Source organism: Inquilinus limosus MP06 (assembly GCF_000767795.1).
In the GTDB taxonomy this organism is placed as follows: domain Bacteria; phylum Pseudomonadota; class Alphaproteobacteria; order DSM-16000; family Inquilinaceae; genus Inquilinus; species Inquilinus limosus_E.
In genome coordinates this window covers 1-13,608 of record NZ_JANX01000118.1, presented here as the reverse complement: position 1 = coordinate 13,608, position 13,608 = coordinate 1, and the positions used below count along the sequence as shown (strand labels likewise).

Annotated in this window: 15 protein-coding genes; 3 read left to right on the top strand and 12 right to left on the bottom strand. The window is 70.1% G+C overall.

Features of this window, described 5'->3' with window-relative positions; all coding sequences use genetic code 11:
* Nucleotides 1-160 precede the first annotated feature (160 nt).
* The 4 genes from P409_RS12045 to P409_RS12030 all read right to left on the bottom strand — a co-directional run bounded on the left by P409_RS12045 (nucleotide 161) and on the right by P409_RS12030 (nucleotide 2,903).
* Nucleotides 161-718 carry a sigma-70 family RNA polymerase sigma factor gene (locus P409_RS12045; RefSeq protein WP_034836177.1) on the bottom strand — a complete coding sequence of 186 codons (558 nt, stop codon included), beginning with the start codon at nucleotides 716-718 and terminating at the stop codon, nucleotides 161-163.
* An 83-nt stretch (nucleotides 719-801) separates the two neighbouring features.
* Nucleotides 802-1,359: a fasciclin domain-containing protein gene (locus P409_RS12040; RefSeq protein WP_052120438.1), complete on the bottom strand. Its 558-nt coding sequence runs from the start codon at nucleotides 1,357-1,359 to the stop codon at nucleotides 802-804.
* Between the two features lie 99 nt (nucleotides 1,360-1,458).
* Complete coding sequence (locus P409_RS12035; protein ID WP_034836174.1) at nucleotides 1,459-2,169, bottom strand: SDR family NAD(P)-dependent oxidoreductase; 711 nt, start codon at nucleotides 2,167-2,169, stop codon at nucleotides 1,459-1,461.
* Between the two features lie 116 nt (nucleotides 2,170-2,285).
* The gene (locus P409_RS12030) at nucleotides 2,286-2,903 is read right to left on the bottom strand and encodes a TetR/AcrR family transcriptional regulator (RefSeq protein WP_034836169.1); all 618 of its coding nucleotides are present in this window, start codon (nucleotides 2,901-2,903) and stop codon (nucleotides 2,286-2,288) included.
* Between the two features lie 78 nt (nucleotides 2,904-2,981).
* Here P409_RS12030 and P409_RS12025 point away from each other — a divergent pair, with 78 nt between their 5' ends.
* A complete protein-coding gene (locus P409_RS12025) occupies nucleotides 2,982-3,923 on the top strand; it encodes an alpha/beta fold hydrolase (RefSeq protein ID WP_034836164.1) in 942 nt (313 codons plus the stop codon).
* A 33-nt stretch (nucleotides 3,924-3,956) separates the two neighbouring features.
* On the opposite strand, the gene P409_RS12020 is transcribed toward P409_RS12025, so the two are convergent.
* From P409_RS12020 to ileS, 7 genes are all read right to left on the bottom strand, one after another.
* Nucleotides 3,957-4,769, bottom strand: coding sequence for an MBL fold metallo-hydrolase (locus P409_RS12020; RefSeq protein WP_034836160.1), 813 nt, complete (start codon nucleotides 4,767-4,769; stop codon nucleotides 3,957-3,959).
* Between the two features lie 31 nt (nucleotides 4,770-4,800).
* Nucleotides 4,801-4,944 (bottom strand): hypothetical protein, encoded by a 144-nt coding sequence (locus P409_RS38840; RefSeq protein WP_161790380.1) that lies wholly within the window; start codon nucleotides 4,942-4,944, stop codon nucleotides 4,801-4,803.
* A 68-nt stretch (nucleotides 4,945-5,012) separates the two neighbouring features.
* On the bottom strand, nucleotides 5,013-5,807 hold the full coding sequence (gene tam / locus P409_RS12015; RefSeq protein WP_034836155.1) for a trans-aconitate 2-methyltransferase: 795 nt from the start codon (nucleotides 5,805-5,807) through the stop codon (nucleotides 5,013-5,015).
* 139 nt (nucleotides 5,808-5,946) lie between these two features.
* Nucleotides 5,947-7,587, bottom strand: coding sequence for a glucose-6-phosphate isomerase (pgi, locus tag P409_RS12010; protein ID WP_034836150.1), 1,641 nt, complete (start codon nucleotides 7,585-7,587; stop codon nucleotides 5,947-5,949).
* A 77-nt stretch (nucleotides 7,588-7,664) separates the two neighbouring features.
* Nucleotides 7,665-8,303, bottom strand: coding sequence for a DUF3035 domain-containing protein (locus P409_RS12005; RefSeq protein WP_152613341.1), 639 nt, complete (start codon nucleotides 8,301-8,303; stop codon nucleotides 7,665-7,667).
* Nucleotides 8,300-8,836 carry a signal peptidase II gene (gene lspA, locus P409_RS12000; RefSeq protein ID WP_034836145.1) on the bottom strand — a complete coding sequence of 179 codons (537 nt, stop codon included), beginning with the start codon at nucleotides 8,834-8,836 and terminating at the stop codon, nucleotides 8,300-8,302. Before lspA ends, P409_RS12005 begins: the two co-directional genes overlap by 4 nt.
* A complete protein-coding gene (ileS, locus tag P409_RS11995; RefSeq protein WP_052120436.1) occupies nucleotides 8,833-11,754 on the bottom strand; it encodes an isoleucine--tRNA ligase in 2,922 nt (973 codons plus the stop codon). Before ileS ends, lspA begins: the two co-directional genes overlap by 4 nt.
* A gap of 283 nt (nucleotides 11,755-12,037) precedes the next feature.
* Here ileS and P409_RS11990 point away from each other — a divergent pair, with 283 nt between their 5' ends.
* Nucleotides 12,038-12,307 carry a CopG family ribbon-helix-helix protein gene (locus P409_RS11990; RefSeq protein ID WP_034836181.1) on the top strand — a complete coding sequence of 90 codons (270 nt, stop codon included), beginning with the start codon at nucleotides 12,038-12,040 and terminating at the stop codon, nucleotides 12,305-12,307.
* Nucleotides 12,304-12,612, top strand: a complete 309-nt coding sequence (locus P409_RS11985; protein ID WP_034836139.1) for a type II toxin-antitoxin system RelE/ParE family toxin — start codon at nucleotides 12,304-12,306, stop codon at nucleotides 12,610-12,612. Before P409_RS11990 ends, P409_RS11985 begins: the two co-directional genes overlap by 4 nt.
* A gap of 11 nt (nucleotides 12,613-12,623) precedes the next feature.
* On the opposite strand, the gene P409_RS11980 is transcribed toward P409_RS11985, so the two are convergent.
* Entirely contained in the window at nucleotides 12,624-13,562 is a 939-nt protein-coding gene (locus tag P409_RS11980; protein ID WP_034836135.1) for a bifunctional riboflavin kinase/FAD synthetase, read from the bottom strand.
* Nucleotides 13,563-13,608 lie beyond the last annotated feature (46 nt).

The window sequence follows — 13,608 nt, the reverse complement described above, 5'->3', positions numbered from 1 at the left end:
GGCGGCACCTGCGCCGCCAGCCCGGCCAGGCGCCGCTCCCAGGCCGCGACCTCGGCCCTGAGCGTCGGGTCGGCCGCCAACTCGCGCTCGAACGCGGCCCGCTCCTCCGCCGGCAGGGTGCCGAGGACGTATTCGGCGATCCGGCCCTCCTGCTCCTCGGTCATGGTCCGGCTCCGTCCATGCATTGCCGCAGGGCGGCCAGGCCGCGATGCAGCCAGGTCTTGATGGTGTTGACCGGCCGGTCGAAGCGGGCCGCCAGCTCCTCCCGCGAATAGCCCTCGTAATAGGCCAGCAGCACGCAGCGGCGATGGCTGTCCTCCATCAGGCCCAGGCAATGGCCGAGCTGGCGCAGGGCGACGAAGCCCGGCCCCTCGGCGCGCGGATCGGGGATCGCCTCCAGCCAGTCGCGGCCGTCCTCATCCGGCTCGACCAGCACCTCGCGCCGCTGCCGGGCGACGTCGATGGCGCGGTTGCGGGCGATCGCCGCCATCCAGCCGAGCGGTGAGCCGGCGTCGGCCGAGAAGGCGTAGGCGTTGCGCCAGATGCGAAGATAGGCATCCTGCAGCACCTCCTCCGCCGTCGCCCGGTTGCGCAGGATGCGCAGCACGATGCCGAACAGCAGCGGCGCGGTGCGGTCGTACAGCGCCTTGAAGGCGCGCTGGTCCCCACGGCCGGCCGCCTGCAGCATCCGGGTCAAGTTCTCGTCCTCGGCCGGCATCGCTTCCCGCCTCAAGGGTGCCGGGACTCTAGCAGCAGAGCCCCGGCGGGCGGACGCGAAATCGCCGGCTCCCTCGCCGGCCACTACGGCATCAGCACGGTGTCGACGACATGGATCACGCCGTTCGACTGCAGCACGTCGGGGATCGTCACCCAGGCGGTGCCGCCCTTGGCGTCGACCACCTCCAGCCGCTCATGCTTCCACTCCACGGTCAGGGGCTCGCCCTCGACCGTCTTCAGCACGGCCTTGCCCTTCCCGTCCTTGACCGCCTTCTGCAGGTCGGCCGCGGTCAGCCGGCCGGGCACGACGTGATAGGTCAGGATCTGGGTCAGCATCGCCTTGTTCTCGGGCTTCACCAGGGTGTCGACCGTGCCCCTGGGCAGCTTGCCGAAGGCGGCGTTGGTCGGGGCGAAGACGGTGAAGGGGCCGGCGCCGTTCAGGGTGTCGACCAGCCCGGCCGTCTTGACCGCCGCCACCAGCGTGGTGTGGTCCTTCGAATTGACCGCGTTCTCGACGATGGTCTTGCTCGGGTACATGGCCGCGCCGCCGACCATGACGGTGGTCTCGGCGAAGGCCGGGCTGGCGGAGGCGAGGAACAGGCAGGCGCCGACGGCGCTGGAGAGGATACGAACGGCACGCATCTCGGTTTCTCCCACTGGGTTTCGTCGCCGGATGACCGGGACGGGGAGGCTTTACGGGATGCGTGCCGGGAAAGTTTCAGGGCCGGCCGGGAAAAGCGGTTACCAGGGAAACGTGCCGAGCTCCGGCTCGCCGTAGAACACCTGCCGGTCCGGGCGGATGCGATCGACCCAGCCGGCCAGGCGGGCTGCCGCCTCCGGCGCCTCCAGATCGGCGTCGGCGCTGGCCATCTTCGTGCGGATCCGGCCGGGATGGACGGCGTAGACGGCGAGGCCGCGCGACCCGAACTCCCGCGCCAGGCAGGCGGTCAGCATGTTCTGCGCCGCCTTGGAGATGCGGGTGGCGTAAGCGATGCCGAGATGGTCGAAGTCGCCGGCCGCGACCCGGCCGATCGAGCCGAGCCGGCTGCTGACATTGACGATGGCCGGCTTTTCCGCCGCCAGCAGCGCGTCGATCGCCGCCTGGCTGATGCGCAGCGCCGCCAGGCAGTGGACGTCGAGCGCCTGCTGCACATCCTCGATCCGGATGCCGGCCAGCTGCGCCCCGCGGCCGGACATGCCGGCATTGTTGTAGAGGATGTCCACCGCCGGCGCCCGCTCCGCCAGCACGCGGCGCAACTCGTCGGCGCAGGCTTGGTCGGTGACGTCGCCGCGGACCAGGATGCCCGCCGGCCCGGCCGCCGCCGTGAAATCGGCCGCCGCCGCGTCGCTGCGGGCTACGCCGACCACGGTGTCGCCGCGCGTCGCGTACCATCGTGTCAATTCCAGCCCCAGCCCCGCCCCGGCGCCGGTGATCACGATCCTGCGGGCCATGCCTCTTCCCCTTATGTCCGATCTGGCGGGGCAGGATGCGGCGAAGCGGCCGGCGGGGCAAGCAAGCCGCCGGCTACCCGGCAGGTGTGCGTTTCATGATGACGGCGGAGCGCCGATCAGGGGCGTGAGCCCGCCCTGGGCTGCCGTGCCTCGACACCCGCGACGACGTCGTCGACGATCTCCTGCAGCTCCGCCGGCGACGCGCCGTCCCGCACCTGGATCGAGATTCCCTGCATGACGGCGGCCAGGTGCCGGGCCAGGCGGCCCGTCCCGCCCCCATCCGCGAACGGCAGCAGCGCCTGCGCGATCCTCTCGCGCATGGCGTCGCGTCGCGCGGCGAGATCGCGGGCCAGGGATTCGTGCTCCGGATGACAGGTGATCATCCCGCTGGAGATCATGCAGCCGCGCTCCCGGTCGGGATGGGTGACCGCCCTGACCGCGGCCTCGAGCAGGTGCCGCACGGCCTCCGCCAGCGTGCCGGCCGAGCCGGGCGGGTCCATCTTGAGCGCGCCGACGTCGTCCTCGTAGCGGGCCAGCGCCTCCCGGTACAGCCCGGCCTTGCTGCCGAAGGCGGCATAGAGGCTGGGCGGCGCGATCCTGATCGCCTTGGTCAGGTCGCCGATCGACACCCCCTCATAGCCGTGCCGCCAGAACAGCCGCATCGCGGTCTCGACCGCCTTGTCGCGGTCGAAGCTCCAGGGCCGCCCGCCGCGCGATTTCGCATCCGGTTCCATAGCGGCCACTAAACAACATCTTGACAGACGCGGTCAAGTCCGTTGAATAGCGATCGCTAAACAACATGGATGATGCTCATGGATCGTTCACGACGCGGGTTCCTGGCCGGCGCCGCCAGCCTCGCCCTCCTGGCCGGCCAGGCCAAGCTCTCCCATGCCGCGGGGTCACCCTCCGGCCCGGCCGCGACCGACGGCGCCGGGCCGTTCTCCGCACGCTCGGCCGACGGCACGATGCTGGTTGGCGAGGCGCAGGGCGACCCGCAGGCACCCGAGATCCTGTTCATCCACGGCCTGCGCCAGAGCCGGCTGAGCTGGGACCGGCAGTTCGCCGATCCGGCGCTGGCGGGCTTCCGCCTGGTCCGCTTCGACCTTCGCGGGCATGGCGATTCGGACAAGCCCGACTCGCCGGACGCCTATGCCGACGCCGACCGGTGGGCGGAGGACGTCGCCGCCGTGATCGCCGGCGCAGGGCTGCGCCGCCCGGTGCTGGTGGGCTGGTCGCTCGGCGGCTTCGTGGCCGGCGCCCATCTGCGGAAATACGGCGGCTCGGGGATCGCCGGGGTCAACCTGGTCGACGCCGTCACCAAGCTGTCGCCGGACCTGCTGACGCCGCTGGCCGGCGATTTCGCCCGGACCGCGATCTCGCACGACCTGGCGGAACGGACCGCGGCGACGGCCGAGTTCCTTGCCGCCTGCTTCCACCAGCCGCCGGCGGGCGTGGAGCTGCAGCGCATGCTGGTCATCAACGGCATGACGGCGCGCGCCGTGAACGAAGGCTTCGTGAAGACCGCGACGCCCGATCTCGAGCCCGTCTTCCGGGCCTATGCCGGCCCGATCCTGCTGACGCACGGGGCCCATGACCGGCTGGTCCGGCTGGCGATGTCGGAGCGGATCAAGGCGCTGCACCCGGACAGCCGCCTGTCGGTCTATGCGGAGAGCGGCCACAGCCCCTTCTATGAGGAGCCGGCCCGGTTCGGACGGGAGCTCGCCGCCTTCGCCACCGCCGCGGCCGGCGGCTGAGCTGCCCGGATCCGCGCTCCGGGAGCGGCCGGTTCAGCCGCCCCGGATCGCCCGGATGTAGCGGTCGGCGGAGCGCAGCACGGCGCCGCGGGCATCCGACTTGACCTGCCGACCGACGAAGGCGCCGTACAGCCGGTCGAATTCGTAGGGCGCCACCGCGTCGGCGATGCCCTGCACCGCCGCGGCCGGCAGCGGGATCAGGTTGGGATAGCTGTACATGAAGGAGACCCAGCCCCGGTCCGGCACGCCCTGGATGGTGTCGCCGCTGAGCAGCACGCCGCGCCCTTCCGCCCCGGCCGCCCAGTGCAGCACTGCGGCGCCGGCGAAATGGCCGCCGCAGCGGATCACGGTCAGGCCGTCGCCGAGATCCAGGGTCCCGCCGGTCCAGAAGGACAGCGCCGGGTCCGGCCGCTGCACCCATTCCCGGTCATCGGCATGGAGATGGACCGGGCAGCCGAAGCGGTGCGCCCAATCCACCATCGTCGTGTAGTAGTGCGGGTGCGAGATGGCGATGGCGCGCAGGCCCCCCATCCCTCGGATCGCCGCCTCGGTGGCGTCGTCGAGCAGCGCCAGGCAATCCCACATCACCACGCCGCCATCCGGCAGCGGGATCAGGAAGGCGCGCTCGCCGATCGCGAATTCCGGCTCGACCAGCAGCTGCTGCAAGCCGGGTTCGACCGGGGTGAAGGTGACGCGGTGATCCCGCCGCAGCTCCTCCGGCGTCAGCCAGGCCTGGCCGGATTCGGGCACGTATTGCCGGTCGTCCTCGCAGATCGGGCAGGCGGCCGGCGGCGCCGGGCTGTCGGGATATTGGGTGCCGCAGGTGCGGCAGAGATAGAGGGTCATGCCGCGATCCTGTCACGGCATGGCGGCGGCCTCAATGGCGGCCGCTGCTGCCCGCGCCGAGGGAGCTGCGGCCGGCATTCGGCGAGTACGGCTTGACCTCGATGCCTTCGCAGGCGGCGAGCAGCAGCAGCAGGCCGAGCAGCGACCCGATCGCAGCGAGGTGGGGGATCGACATGGCAGGCTCCGTCGTCATGGCCCTCCCCGCCATGTGGGGACCCGCCCCGCCGCCGGAAAGGCCCGCGCCTAGCGCGGGCGGCGGGCGACGAAGAACAGCCGCGGGAAGGCCAGCAGCAGCTTGCCATCCGCCTTCGGCCGATAGGCCTCGGCGATGCGGCTCGTGTAGTCCTGCAGGAAGCCGGCGCGCTGCTCGTCGCCTAGCGGGTCGATGAAGGGCCGCAGGCCGGTGCCGCGCACCCAGTCGACGATCGCCTCCGGCGAGGCCATCGGATGCTGGTAGGCGGTGCGCCAGACATCGGTCTCGGCCGCCAGCGGCGCCAGCAGGTCGTAATAGGCGTCGAGCGGCAGGATCTTCGTCCGCACCAGCGCGGCCTCGCCGATCGTCTCCCGCCAGGGCCCCTCGCCCGCCACAGCGCGCATCAGCCGGTGCGTCGGCTCCTCCCGGTTGTCGGGCATCTGCACCGCCAGCACGCCGCCGGGGGCCAAGAGGCCGAACAGCCGCGGCACCAGGGCCTCGTGCCCCGGCAGCCATTGCAGCGTGGCGTTGGCATAGATCAGGTCCGGCGCGTCCTCCGGCCGCCATTCGGCAACGTCGTGCCGCTCGAAGCGGCAGCCCGGCAGGCGGGCGCGGGCGTCGGCCAGCATGGCCTCGGAGCTATCGATGCCGGTGACCCGGGCCCCCGGGAACCGCTCGACCAGCAGCTCGGTCGAATTGCCCGGGCCGCAGCCGAGGTCGTAGACCACCAGCGGCCGGCCATTCGCCGGCGGATCGAGCTCGACACGGCCCAGCAGGTCGCGGGCCGGGCGCGTGCGCTCGTCCTCGTAGCGGCGGTAGAGGGCGGGGTTCCAGTCTTTGGTCATGGCATGTCCTCGGCTCGCGGGCGGCTCGCGGGACTCGTTTCGTCCCGGACGCCCTAGAGATGAGCCGGGGCAGCCATCATGTCCAATAGTGTGATTCCGGCCGATCCATATGTGATCGATATGGATCGGCCGGCAAAGCTCAGGACCAGTCGCGGATCGCGGCGAGCAGCCCGAGGGTCGAGCTGTCATGCGCGCCCGGCGCCTTTTCGCCCAGGAGCTCGGGCAGGATGGCCTTGGCCAGCTGCTTGCCCAGTTCCACCCCCCACTGGTCGAAGGAGTAGATGTTCCAGATGATGCCCTGGACGAAGATCTTGTGCTCGTAGAGCGCGACCAGCAGGCCGAGGGTGTAGGGGTCGATCGTCCGCACCAGGACGGTGTTCGACGGGTGGTTGCCCTCGAACACCTTGAACGGCAGCAGCGCCTCCAGCGCCGCGCCGGACATCCCGGCCTTGGTCAGCTCCGCCCGGACCTGGTCCGGCGTCTTGCCGACCATCAGCGCCTCTGTCTGCGCCAGCACGTTGGACAAGAGGATCGGGTGGTGGTCGTCGACCGGGTTGTGGCTCTCCACCGGCGCGATGAAGTCGCAGGGGATGATCTTCGTCCCCTGGTGGATCAGCTGGTAGAAGGAGTGCTGGCCGTTGGTGCCGGGCTCGCCGAAGATCACCGGCCCGGTCTGGTAGTCGACGCGGCGGCCCTGGCGGTCGACCGACTTGCCGTTCGACTCCATGTCCGCCTGCTGCAGATAGGCCGGCAGCCGGTGCAGGTATTGGTCGTAGGGCAGGACCGCATGGGTCTGCGCGTCCCAGAAGTTGATGTACCAGACACCCAGCACGCCCATCACCGCCGGCAGGTTCTGCTCCAGCGGCGCCGTGCGGAAATGCGCATCCATGGCGCGGCCGCCGGCCAGGAAGCGCTCGAACGCGTCGGCGCCGATGCCGATCATCACCGGCAGGCCGATCGCCGACCACACCGAGTAGCGGCCGCCGACCCAATCCCAGAAGCCGAACATGTTGGCGGTGTCGATGCCGAATTTCGACACCTCGGCCGCATTGGTCGACAACGCCGCGAAATGCTTGGCGATCGCCGCCTCCGGCGCGCCCGACTTCAGGAACCAGCGCCGGGCGGTGTGGGCGTTGGTCAGCGTCTCCTGCGTCGTGAAGGTCTTCGACGCGATCAGGAACAGGCTGGTCTCGGGGTCGATCCGCTTCAGCGTCTCGGCGATATGGGTGCCGTCGACATTGGAGACGAAGTGCAGCTTGATGCGCGGGTGCTGGTAGGGCACCAGCGCCTCCGACACCATCACCGGGCCGAGGTCGGAGCCGCCGATGCCGATGTTGATCACGTCGGTGATCGGCTTGCCGGTGTAGCCGGTCCAGCTGCCGTCGCGCACCGCGTCGGAGAATTCCCGCATATGCCTCAGCACGGCCGCCACCTCGGGCAGCACGTTCTCGCCGTCGACCGCGATCGAGCCGGTCAGCTCGGCCCGCAGCGCGGTGTGCAGCACGGCGCGATGCTCGGTGCCGTTGATCAGGTCGCCGGCGAACATGCGGTCGCGCCAGCCCTCGACATCCTGCTGGCGGGCGAGGGCGAAGAGGAGGCCCAGCGTCTCCTCGGTCACCCGGTTCTTGGAGTAGTCGAGCAGCACCTCGCCCAGGCGCAGCGAGAAGCGGTCGAAGCGCTTCGGGTCGGCGGCGAAGAGGTCGCGCATCTGCACGCCCTCCATCGTCTTGCGGTGCGCGTCGAGCGCGGTCCAGGCGGGTGAGCGGGTCAGATCGGACATGGGCAGGCGCCTCCGGTGCGGCAGCGTGTCGGATCAAAAAAATGGGCCGGCATGGGCCGGCCCGCAGAACTCTACCTTCAGAAGGTCGGGACCAGGCCCTCGAGCGGTGCCGGCCGCCGGCGGATGATGATCGGCGTGTCGCCGGTCGTCAGCGGCTTGCCGGCCTCGGCATTGGTGTTCAGGCGTGCCGATTCCTTGTAGGGATCGACCACGGTGCCGGGCAGCGGCTTGGAGTTCCAGAACATCAGGCGGTCGATGAAGCCGTCTTCGCTGGCCGCCCGCTGCGTCGTCTCCTGGTCGACCGTGCCGCGGATGTTCTGATCCGCCTGCCCGGCCTTGGCCAGGATAGCGGAAGCGCCGGCCCCGGTCGCGGCGGGGGCGGCCTCGGCGCGCGTCACCTTCTGGCCCTGGCCGAACAGGATGGCCTCCGCCTGCTCGCGCGGCTGGGCCTCCTGCGGCCGCGGCGCGCCAGGCGTCGGCGGCGGCAGCTCGTCCATCGAGGCCGGCATCGCCAGCGGCGCGCGCGGCATCACCGCGAACTCGTCGGGGGTCGACCGGTCGTAGCCGATCATCTCCTGCACCGTCTGGTTCCCGCCGCAGCCGGCGACGGCGAGGGTGGCGACGACCAAGCCGGCCAGCGTGACCAGCCTGCCCCGCCGCGCCCGGACGGGCTGGGACTGGGAGGTGGACTGGAGAAAACGAGACTGCCCGCTCACATTCGATCCCTCTGCTGCGCCGTCACCGGGTGCGTGCGCCGGCCGAACAGGCTGTCCGCGATCAGCAGCATCACCCCGATGCTGATCGCGCTGTCGGCCACGTTGAACACCCAGAAGGAATACTCCCCGGCGTGAAAATGCAAGAAGTCGGCGACGGCGCCGAAGCGCAGCCGGTCGATCACGTTGCCGATCGCCCCGCCGATGATCAGCCCGACGCCGAAAGCGACGAGGCCCCGGTCGTTGCGCCACAGCCATGCCACCAGCCCAGCGACGACGGCGGCCGCGACGGCCGACAGGCCCCAGCGCGCCAGCGGCGTGTCGCCGGCGAGGAGACCGAAGCTGATTCCATAGTTCCAGACCATGGCGAAATCGAGGAAGCCGGTGATCCGGATGGGCGGCGCCCAGCTGACGGTGGTGATCGGGTCCGCCAGGCCGAACAGGCCCTTCAGCACCCACCATTTGCTGAGCTGGTCGGCGATCAGGATCACGACGGCGATGACGATGCCGCGCCGGAACAGCCGCGGATCGGTCATGCCGATGCCCCGGAAGCGGCGGCGTCCACGGCATCGGCGCAGCGGACGCACAGGTCCGGATGGGCCGCGACCATGCCGACCTCCGGCAGGACCTTCCAGCAGCGCTCGCAGCGATGGCCCTCGGCCGACATCACGTAGACTTCGACATCCGGCACATCTGCCAATTTGAAGTAGTCACCCTTCAATTTGCTGAGGATAGCTTCGTCGCGCGGCTCCGGCTTTTCCTTGTCAAAGACAGTCAGCGCGGAGGTGATGCAGATCTCGGCAAAATCGAGGCTCTTCAGCAGCTCCCGATCAGCTGCGCCAGCAAATACTGCCGGATGGGCCTGCAGGGACGAGCCGATCTGCTTCTCCCCACGCTTCAGCTCGATCGCGCCGGTGACCACGCGGCGCAGGTCGCGCAGCCGGACCCAGCGCGCCGCCAGCGCGTCGTCGCGCCAGGCGTCCGGCACATCCGGGAAGGTGCGGAGATGGACGCTGCTGTCCGCCGCGTCGCCATGCCGGGCCAGCCACGCCTCCTCCGCCGTGAAGCAGAGGATCGGCGCCAGCCAGACCGTCAGGTGGTCGAACAGGATGTCGAGCACGGTGCGCACGGCGCGGCGGCGCGGATCGTCCGGCCGGTCGCAGTACAGCGAGTCCTTGCGGATGTCGAAGTAGAAGGCCGACAGGTCGACCGCGCAGAAGTTGTGCAGCGCCGTCGACATGGCGTGGAAGTCATAGGCCTCGATCGCCCGGCGGACCGTGCCGTCCAGCTCCTGCACCCGGTGCAGCACCCAGCGCTCCAGCTCCGGCAGCTCGGCGGCGGGCAGCCGCTCGGCCTCCTGGAAGCCGTCGAGGGCGCCCAGCAGGTAGCGCAGCGTGTTGCGCAGCCGGCGATAGGCATCGGCCTGGTACTTCAGGATCTCCTTGCCGACGCGCATATCCTCGGAATAGTCGGTCGAGACCACCCAGAGGCGCAGGATGTCGGCGCCCGACTGGTCGACCACCGTCTGCGGAGCCACCACGTTGCCGAGCGACTTCGACATCTTCCGGCCCTGCTCGTCGAGCGTGAAGCCGTGGGTCAGCACCGCGTCATAAGGCGCCCGGCCGCGCGTGCCGCAACTTTCCAGTAGCGAGGAGTGGAACCAGCCGCGATGCTGGTCCGACCCCTCGAGATACAGGTCGGCCGGCCATTTCAGCTCCGGCCGCTGCTCCAGCACGAAGGCGTGGGTCGAGCCGGATTCGAACCAGACGTCGACGATGTCGAAGATCTGCTCGTAATCCTCGGCCTTGAAGGTCTCGCCCAGGAAGAACTGGGCGTCGTGCTTGTACCAGGCGTCCGAGCCCTCGAGCTCGAAGGCCGCGGCGATGCGCTGGCACACGGCGGGGTCGCGCAGCGGCTCGCCGGTCATCTTGTCCACGAAGATCGCGATCGGCACGCCCCAGGCGCGCTGGCGGCTGATCACCCAGTCCGGCCGGCTCTCGATCATCGAGGACAGGCGGTTGTAGCCCTGCTCCGGCACGAAGCGGGTCTGCTTCAGCGCCGCCAGCGCCGTCTCGCGCAGCCCGTTCGTCTCCATCGAGATGAACCATTGCGGCGTGGCGCGGAAGATCAGCGGCGCCTTGGACCGCCAGCTGTGCGGGTAGGAGTGGCGGATCTGGCCCTTGGCCAGCAGGCCGCCCGCGGCCTCGACCGCCGCGGTGACGACCTTGTTGGCGTCGCCCTTCTTGCCGTCCGGCCGGTAGATCACATGGCCGGCGAACAGCGGCACGCTGACATGGTAGCGGCCGTCCTCGGTCACCGTCTCGCTGGCCGGGATGCCGTGGGCGCGGCCGAGGTCGAAGTCGTCGGCGCCGTGGCTGGGCGCGGTGTGGACCAGACCGGTGCCGGCATCGACCGTGACATGGCCGCCGGGCAGGAACGGCACCTCGAACTCATAGCCCTGCCCCGCCAGCGGGTGGCGGGCGACGGTGCCGGCGAACTCCGAGCCCGGGAACTTGTCGATCGCGGTCCAGCCGGTGACGGCGAGGTCCTTGGCCACCGCATCGGCCAGCGCCGTGGCCACGACCAGCGTCTCGCCGACCTTGGCCAGGCTGCCTTCGGCCACGGTGTCGACCTTGTAGACGCCGTATTCGAAATCCGGGCCGTAGGCGATGGCGCGGTTGGCCGGCAGGGTCCAGGGCGTGGTGGTCCAGGCCACCGCGGCGGCACCCTCCAGCGACGGCCGCGACGTCTTGGTCACCGGGAACCGCACCCAGACCATGTCGGAGGTCAGGTCCTGGTACTCGACCTCGGCCTCGGCCAGGGCGGTCTTCTCGACCACCGACCACAGCACCGGCTTCAGCCCGCGATACAGCCCGCCATTCAGCAGGAACTTGTGGATCTCGCGGACGATCTGCGCCTCGGCCGCGTCGGTCATGGTCAGATACGGGTCAGCCCAATCGCCCATCACGCCGAGGCGCTGGAACTGCTCCGACTGCACGCCCACCCAATGGCGGGCAAAGGCGCGGCATTCCTCGCGGAACTGCAGCACCGGCACCGCGTCCTTGTCCTGGCCGGCCTTGCGGTACTTCTCCTCGATCTTCCACTCGATCGGCAGGCCGTGGCAGTCCCAGCCCGGGACATAGACGGAATCCCGGCCCAGCATCTGCCGGGTGCGGACGACGATGTCCTTCAGGATCTTGTTGACGGCATGGCCGATATGGATGTCGCCATTGGCGTAGGGCGGGCCGTCATGCAGCACGAACTTCTCGCGTCCCTTGGACGCGGCGCGGATCCGGCCCAGCAGGTCGGTCTCGGCCCAGCGGGCCAGCAGCTCCGGCTCCTTCTGGGGCAGGCCGCCGCGCATCGGGAAATCCGTCTTCGGCAGGAAGACGGTGGATCGGTAGTCGGAAGCAGCCGGGGCGGCGCCCGGTGTCTCGGCAGGCTGGGCGGTCATGACATGAAGGCTCGTGGATCCACGCGGGGCTCAATACCCGCTTTGACGCTCGGATGCCAGCCGGACGACCCGATCGGGCCGGCGGGGCGGCATGTGGAGGGGTGCGCGCGGCGCGGTGACCCGACCCCCGTCAGAGGGCCGGGCGGATAATTCGGAACAGGGCAGCCGGCTTGCGCATGTCCTTATCGTACCGGAAGGACGCCCGGGGTCAAGGCGCGCAGCCGACATGGAGGGTACGCCAAGAGCGTGCTAGAGTGTGTACAAGTCAACACAGGGCTTTGCGATGACCGCCAGCACCACGATGACGATCCGGGTCAGGGCCGACGTGAAAGAAAAGCTCGAACGGATTGCGGCCGGCACGCGGCGGAGCAAGTCGTTCCTCGCTGGCGAAGCGGTCGCGGCCTATGTCGATCGCGAGCTTGAAATCATCGAGGGCATCAAGCGTGGCATGGCCGATGCGGAGGCCGGGCGGATCGTGCCGCACGATGAGGCCATGGCTGAAATCCATGCTGCCATCCAGGCGGCCGAAGCGGGGCGTTCAGGCAAGTCGTGAAGCGGCCCGTCGGCTGGTCGCGCGAAGCCCTGGACGACATCAAAGGTCAGGTCGCGTTCATCGCGCGGGCCAATCCCATGGCCGCAAGACGGATCGCCGATCGCCTTCGAGATGCGGGCGACGCTCTCGGCAAACTCGCGACGGGCCGGCCCGGCCGCTTCACCGGCACCTACGAAAAATCGATGAGCGGCCTCCCCTATGTCATCGCCTATGAGCTGCGGCCGATCGCCGGCCGGGAAAGCGTCGTCATTCTGCGCGTGATCCACACGGCGCGGGACTGGCCGGCGGAGGAATGGCCGAACTGACCGGTAGCGACCTAGCGCGCCAGCGCTCGCCGGGCGGCCTCGCAGTCACGGTCGATCTGGGCGACCAGGGCCTCGAGCGAGTCGAACTTCTCCTCGCCGCGCAGCCATTCCACCAGCTGCACCCGCAGATGGCGATGATAGAGGTCGCCGGAGAAGTCGAACAGATAGGCCTCGAGCAGCGGCGCCTCGGTCCGCCACATCGGCCGGATGCCGAGGTTGGCGACGCCGTCGTGCCAGGCCAGCGGGCCGTCGCCATCCACGGCGCAGCGCACGGCGTAGATGCCGTAGGCCGGACGCAGGAAATCGCCGAGCTCGACATTGGCGGTCGGGAAGCCGAGCTGGCGGCCACGCTTGTCGCCATGCTCGACCCGGCCCTCGATCTCCCAGGGCCGGCCCAGGATCTCGGCGGCGCCGCGGGCGTCGCCTTCGGCCAGCAGCTCTCGCGCCCGGCTGGAGGAGTAGAGGCCGCCGGTCTCGTCCGACGCCTGGGTGACGATGGTGACGCCGAAGCCGAGACGCCGGCCGAAGGCGGTCAGCGTCTCCGGCGTGCCGGCGCGGCGGTGGCCGAAGCAGAAATCATAGCCGACCACGACATGGCGGGCGCCCAGCGCCCCGACCAGCACGGTCTCGATGAAATCCTCGGCCGAGCGGGCGGCGAAGGCCTGGTCGAAATGCAGCACCACATGCAGGTCGACGCCCAGCGCTTCCAGGAGCCGCGCCTTGATCCGGAACGGCGTCAGGCGGAAGGGCGGGTCGTCCGGGCGGAACAGGCTGCGCGGATGCGGCTCGAAGCTGAGCACGCAGAGCGGCACGCCCAGCCGCCGTGCCTCGGCCTGCGCCGCCGCGACCACGGTCTGGTGGCCGCGATGCACGCCGTCGAAATTGCCGATGGCGACCACCGCGCCGCGCGCCGCGGCCGGCAGGTTTTCGGTGTGACGGAAGATCTGCATGGGCCTCAGTCTCGGCCCGGCCGGTCGTGCCGGGCCCGTTGGATAT

Bases quoted from the DNA above. Each gene is read 5' to 3' on its own strand.
- tam (WP_034836155.1), bottom strand. From the start codon at position 5,807: ATGACCAAAGACTGGAACCCCGCCCTCTACCGCCGCTACGAGGACGAG.
- P409_RS38840 (WP_161790380.1), bottom strand. From the start codon at position 4,944: ATGTCGATCCCCCACCTCGCTGCGATCGGGTCGCTGCTCGGCCTGCTG.
- P409_RS12020 (WP_034836160.1), bottom strand. From the start codon at position 4,769: ATGACCCTCTATCTCTGCCGCACCTGCGGCACCCAATATCCCGACAGC.
- pgi (WP_034836150.1), bottom strand. From the start codon at position 7,587: ATGTCCGATCTGACCCGCTCACCCGCCTGGACCGCGCTCGACGCGCAC.
- P409_RS12025 (WP_034836164.1), top strand. From the start codon at position 2,982: ATGGATCGTTCACGACGCGGGTTCCTGGCCGGCGCCGCCAGCCTCGCC.
- P409_RS12040 (WP_052120438.1), bottom strand. From the start codon at position 1,359: ATGCGTGCCGTTCGTATCCTCTCCAGCGCCGTCGGCGCCTGCCTGTTC.
- P409_RS11990 (WP_034836181.1), top strand. From the start codon at position 12,038: ATGACCGCCAGCACCACGATGACGATCCGGGTCAGGGCCGACGTGAAA.
- P409_RS12035 (WP_034836174.1), bottom strand. From the start codon at position 2,169: ATGGCCCGCAGGATCGTGATCACCGGCGCCGGGGCGGGGCTGGGGCTG.
- ileS (WP_052120436.1), bottom strand. From the start codon at position 11,754: ATGACCGCCCAGCCTGCCGAGACACCGGGCGCCGCCCCGGCTGCTTCC.
- P409_RS11980 (WP_034836135.1), bottom strand. From the start codon at position 13,562: ATGCAGATCTTCCGTCACACCGAAAACCTGCCGGCCGCGGCGCGCGGC.
- P409_RS12030 (WP_034836169.1), bottom strand. From the start codon at position 2,903: ATGGAACCGGATGCGAAATCGCGCGGCGGGCGGCCCTGGAGCTTCGAC.
- lspA (WP_034836145.1), bottom strand. From the start codon at position 8,836: ATGACCGATCCGCGGCTGTTCCGGCGCGGCATCGTCATCGCCGTCGTG.
- P409_RS12045 (WP_034836177.1), bottom strand. From the start codon at position 718: ATGCCGGCCGAGGACGAGAACTTGACCCGGATGCTGCAGGCGGCCGGC.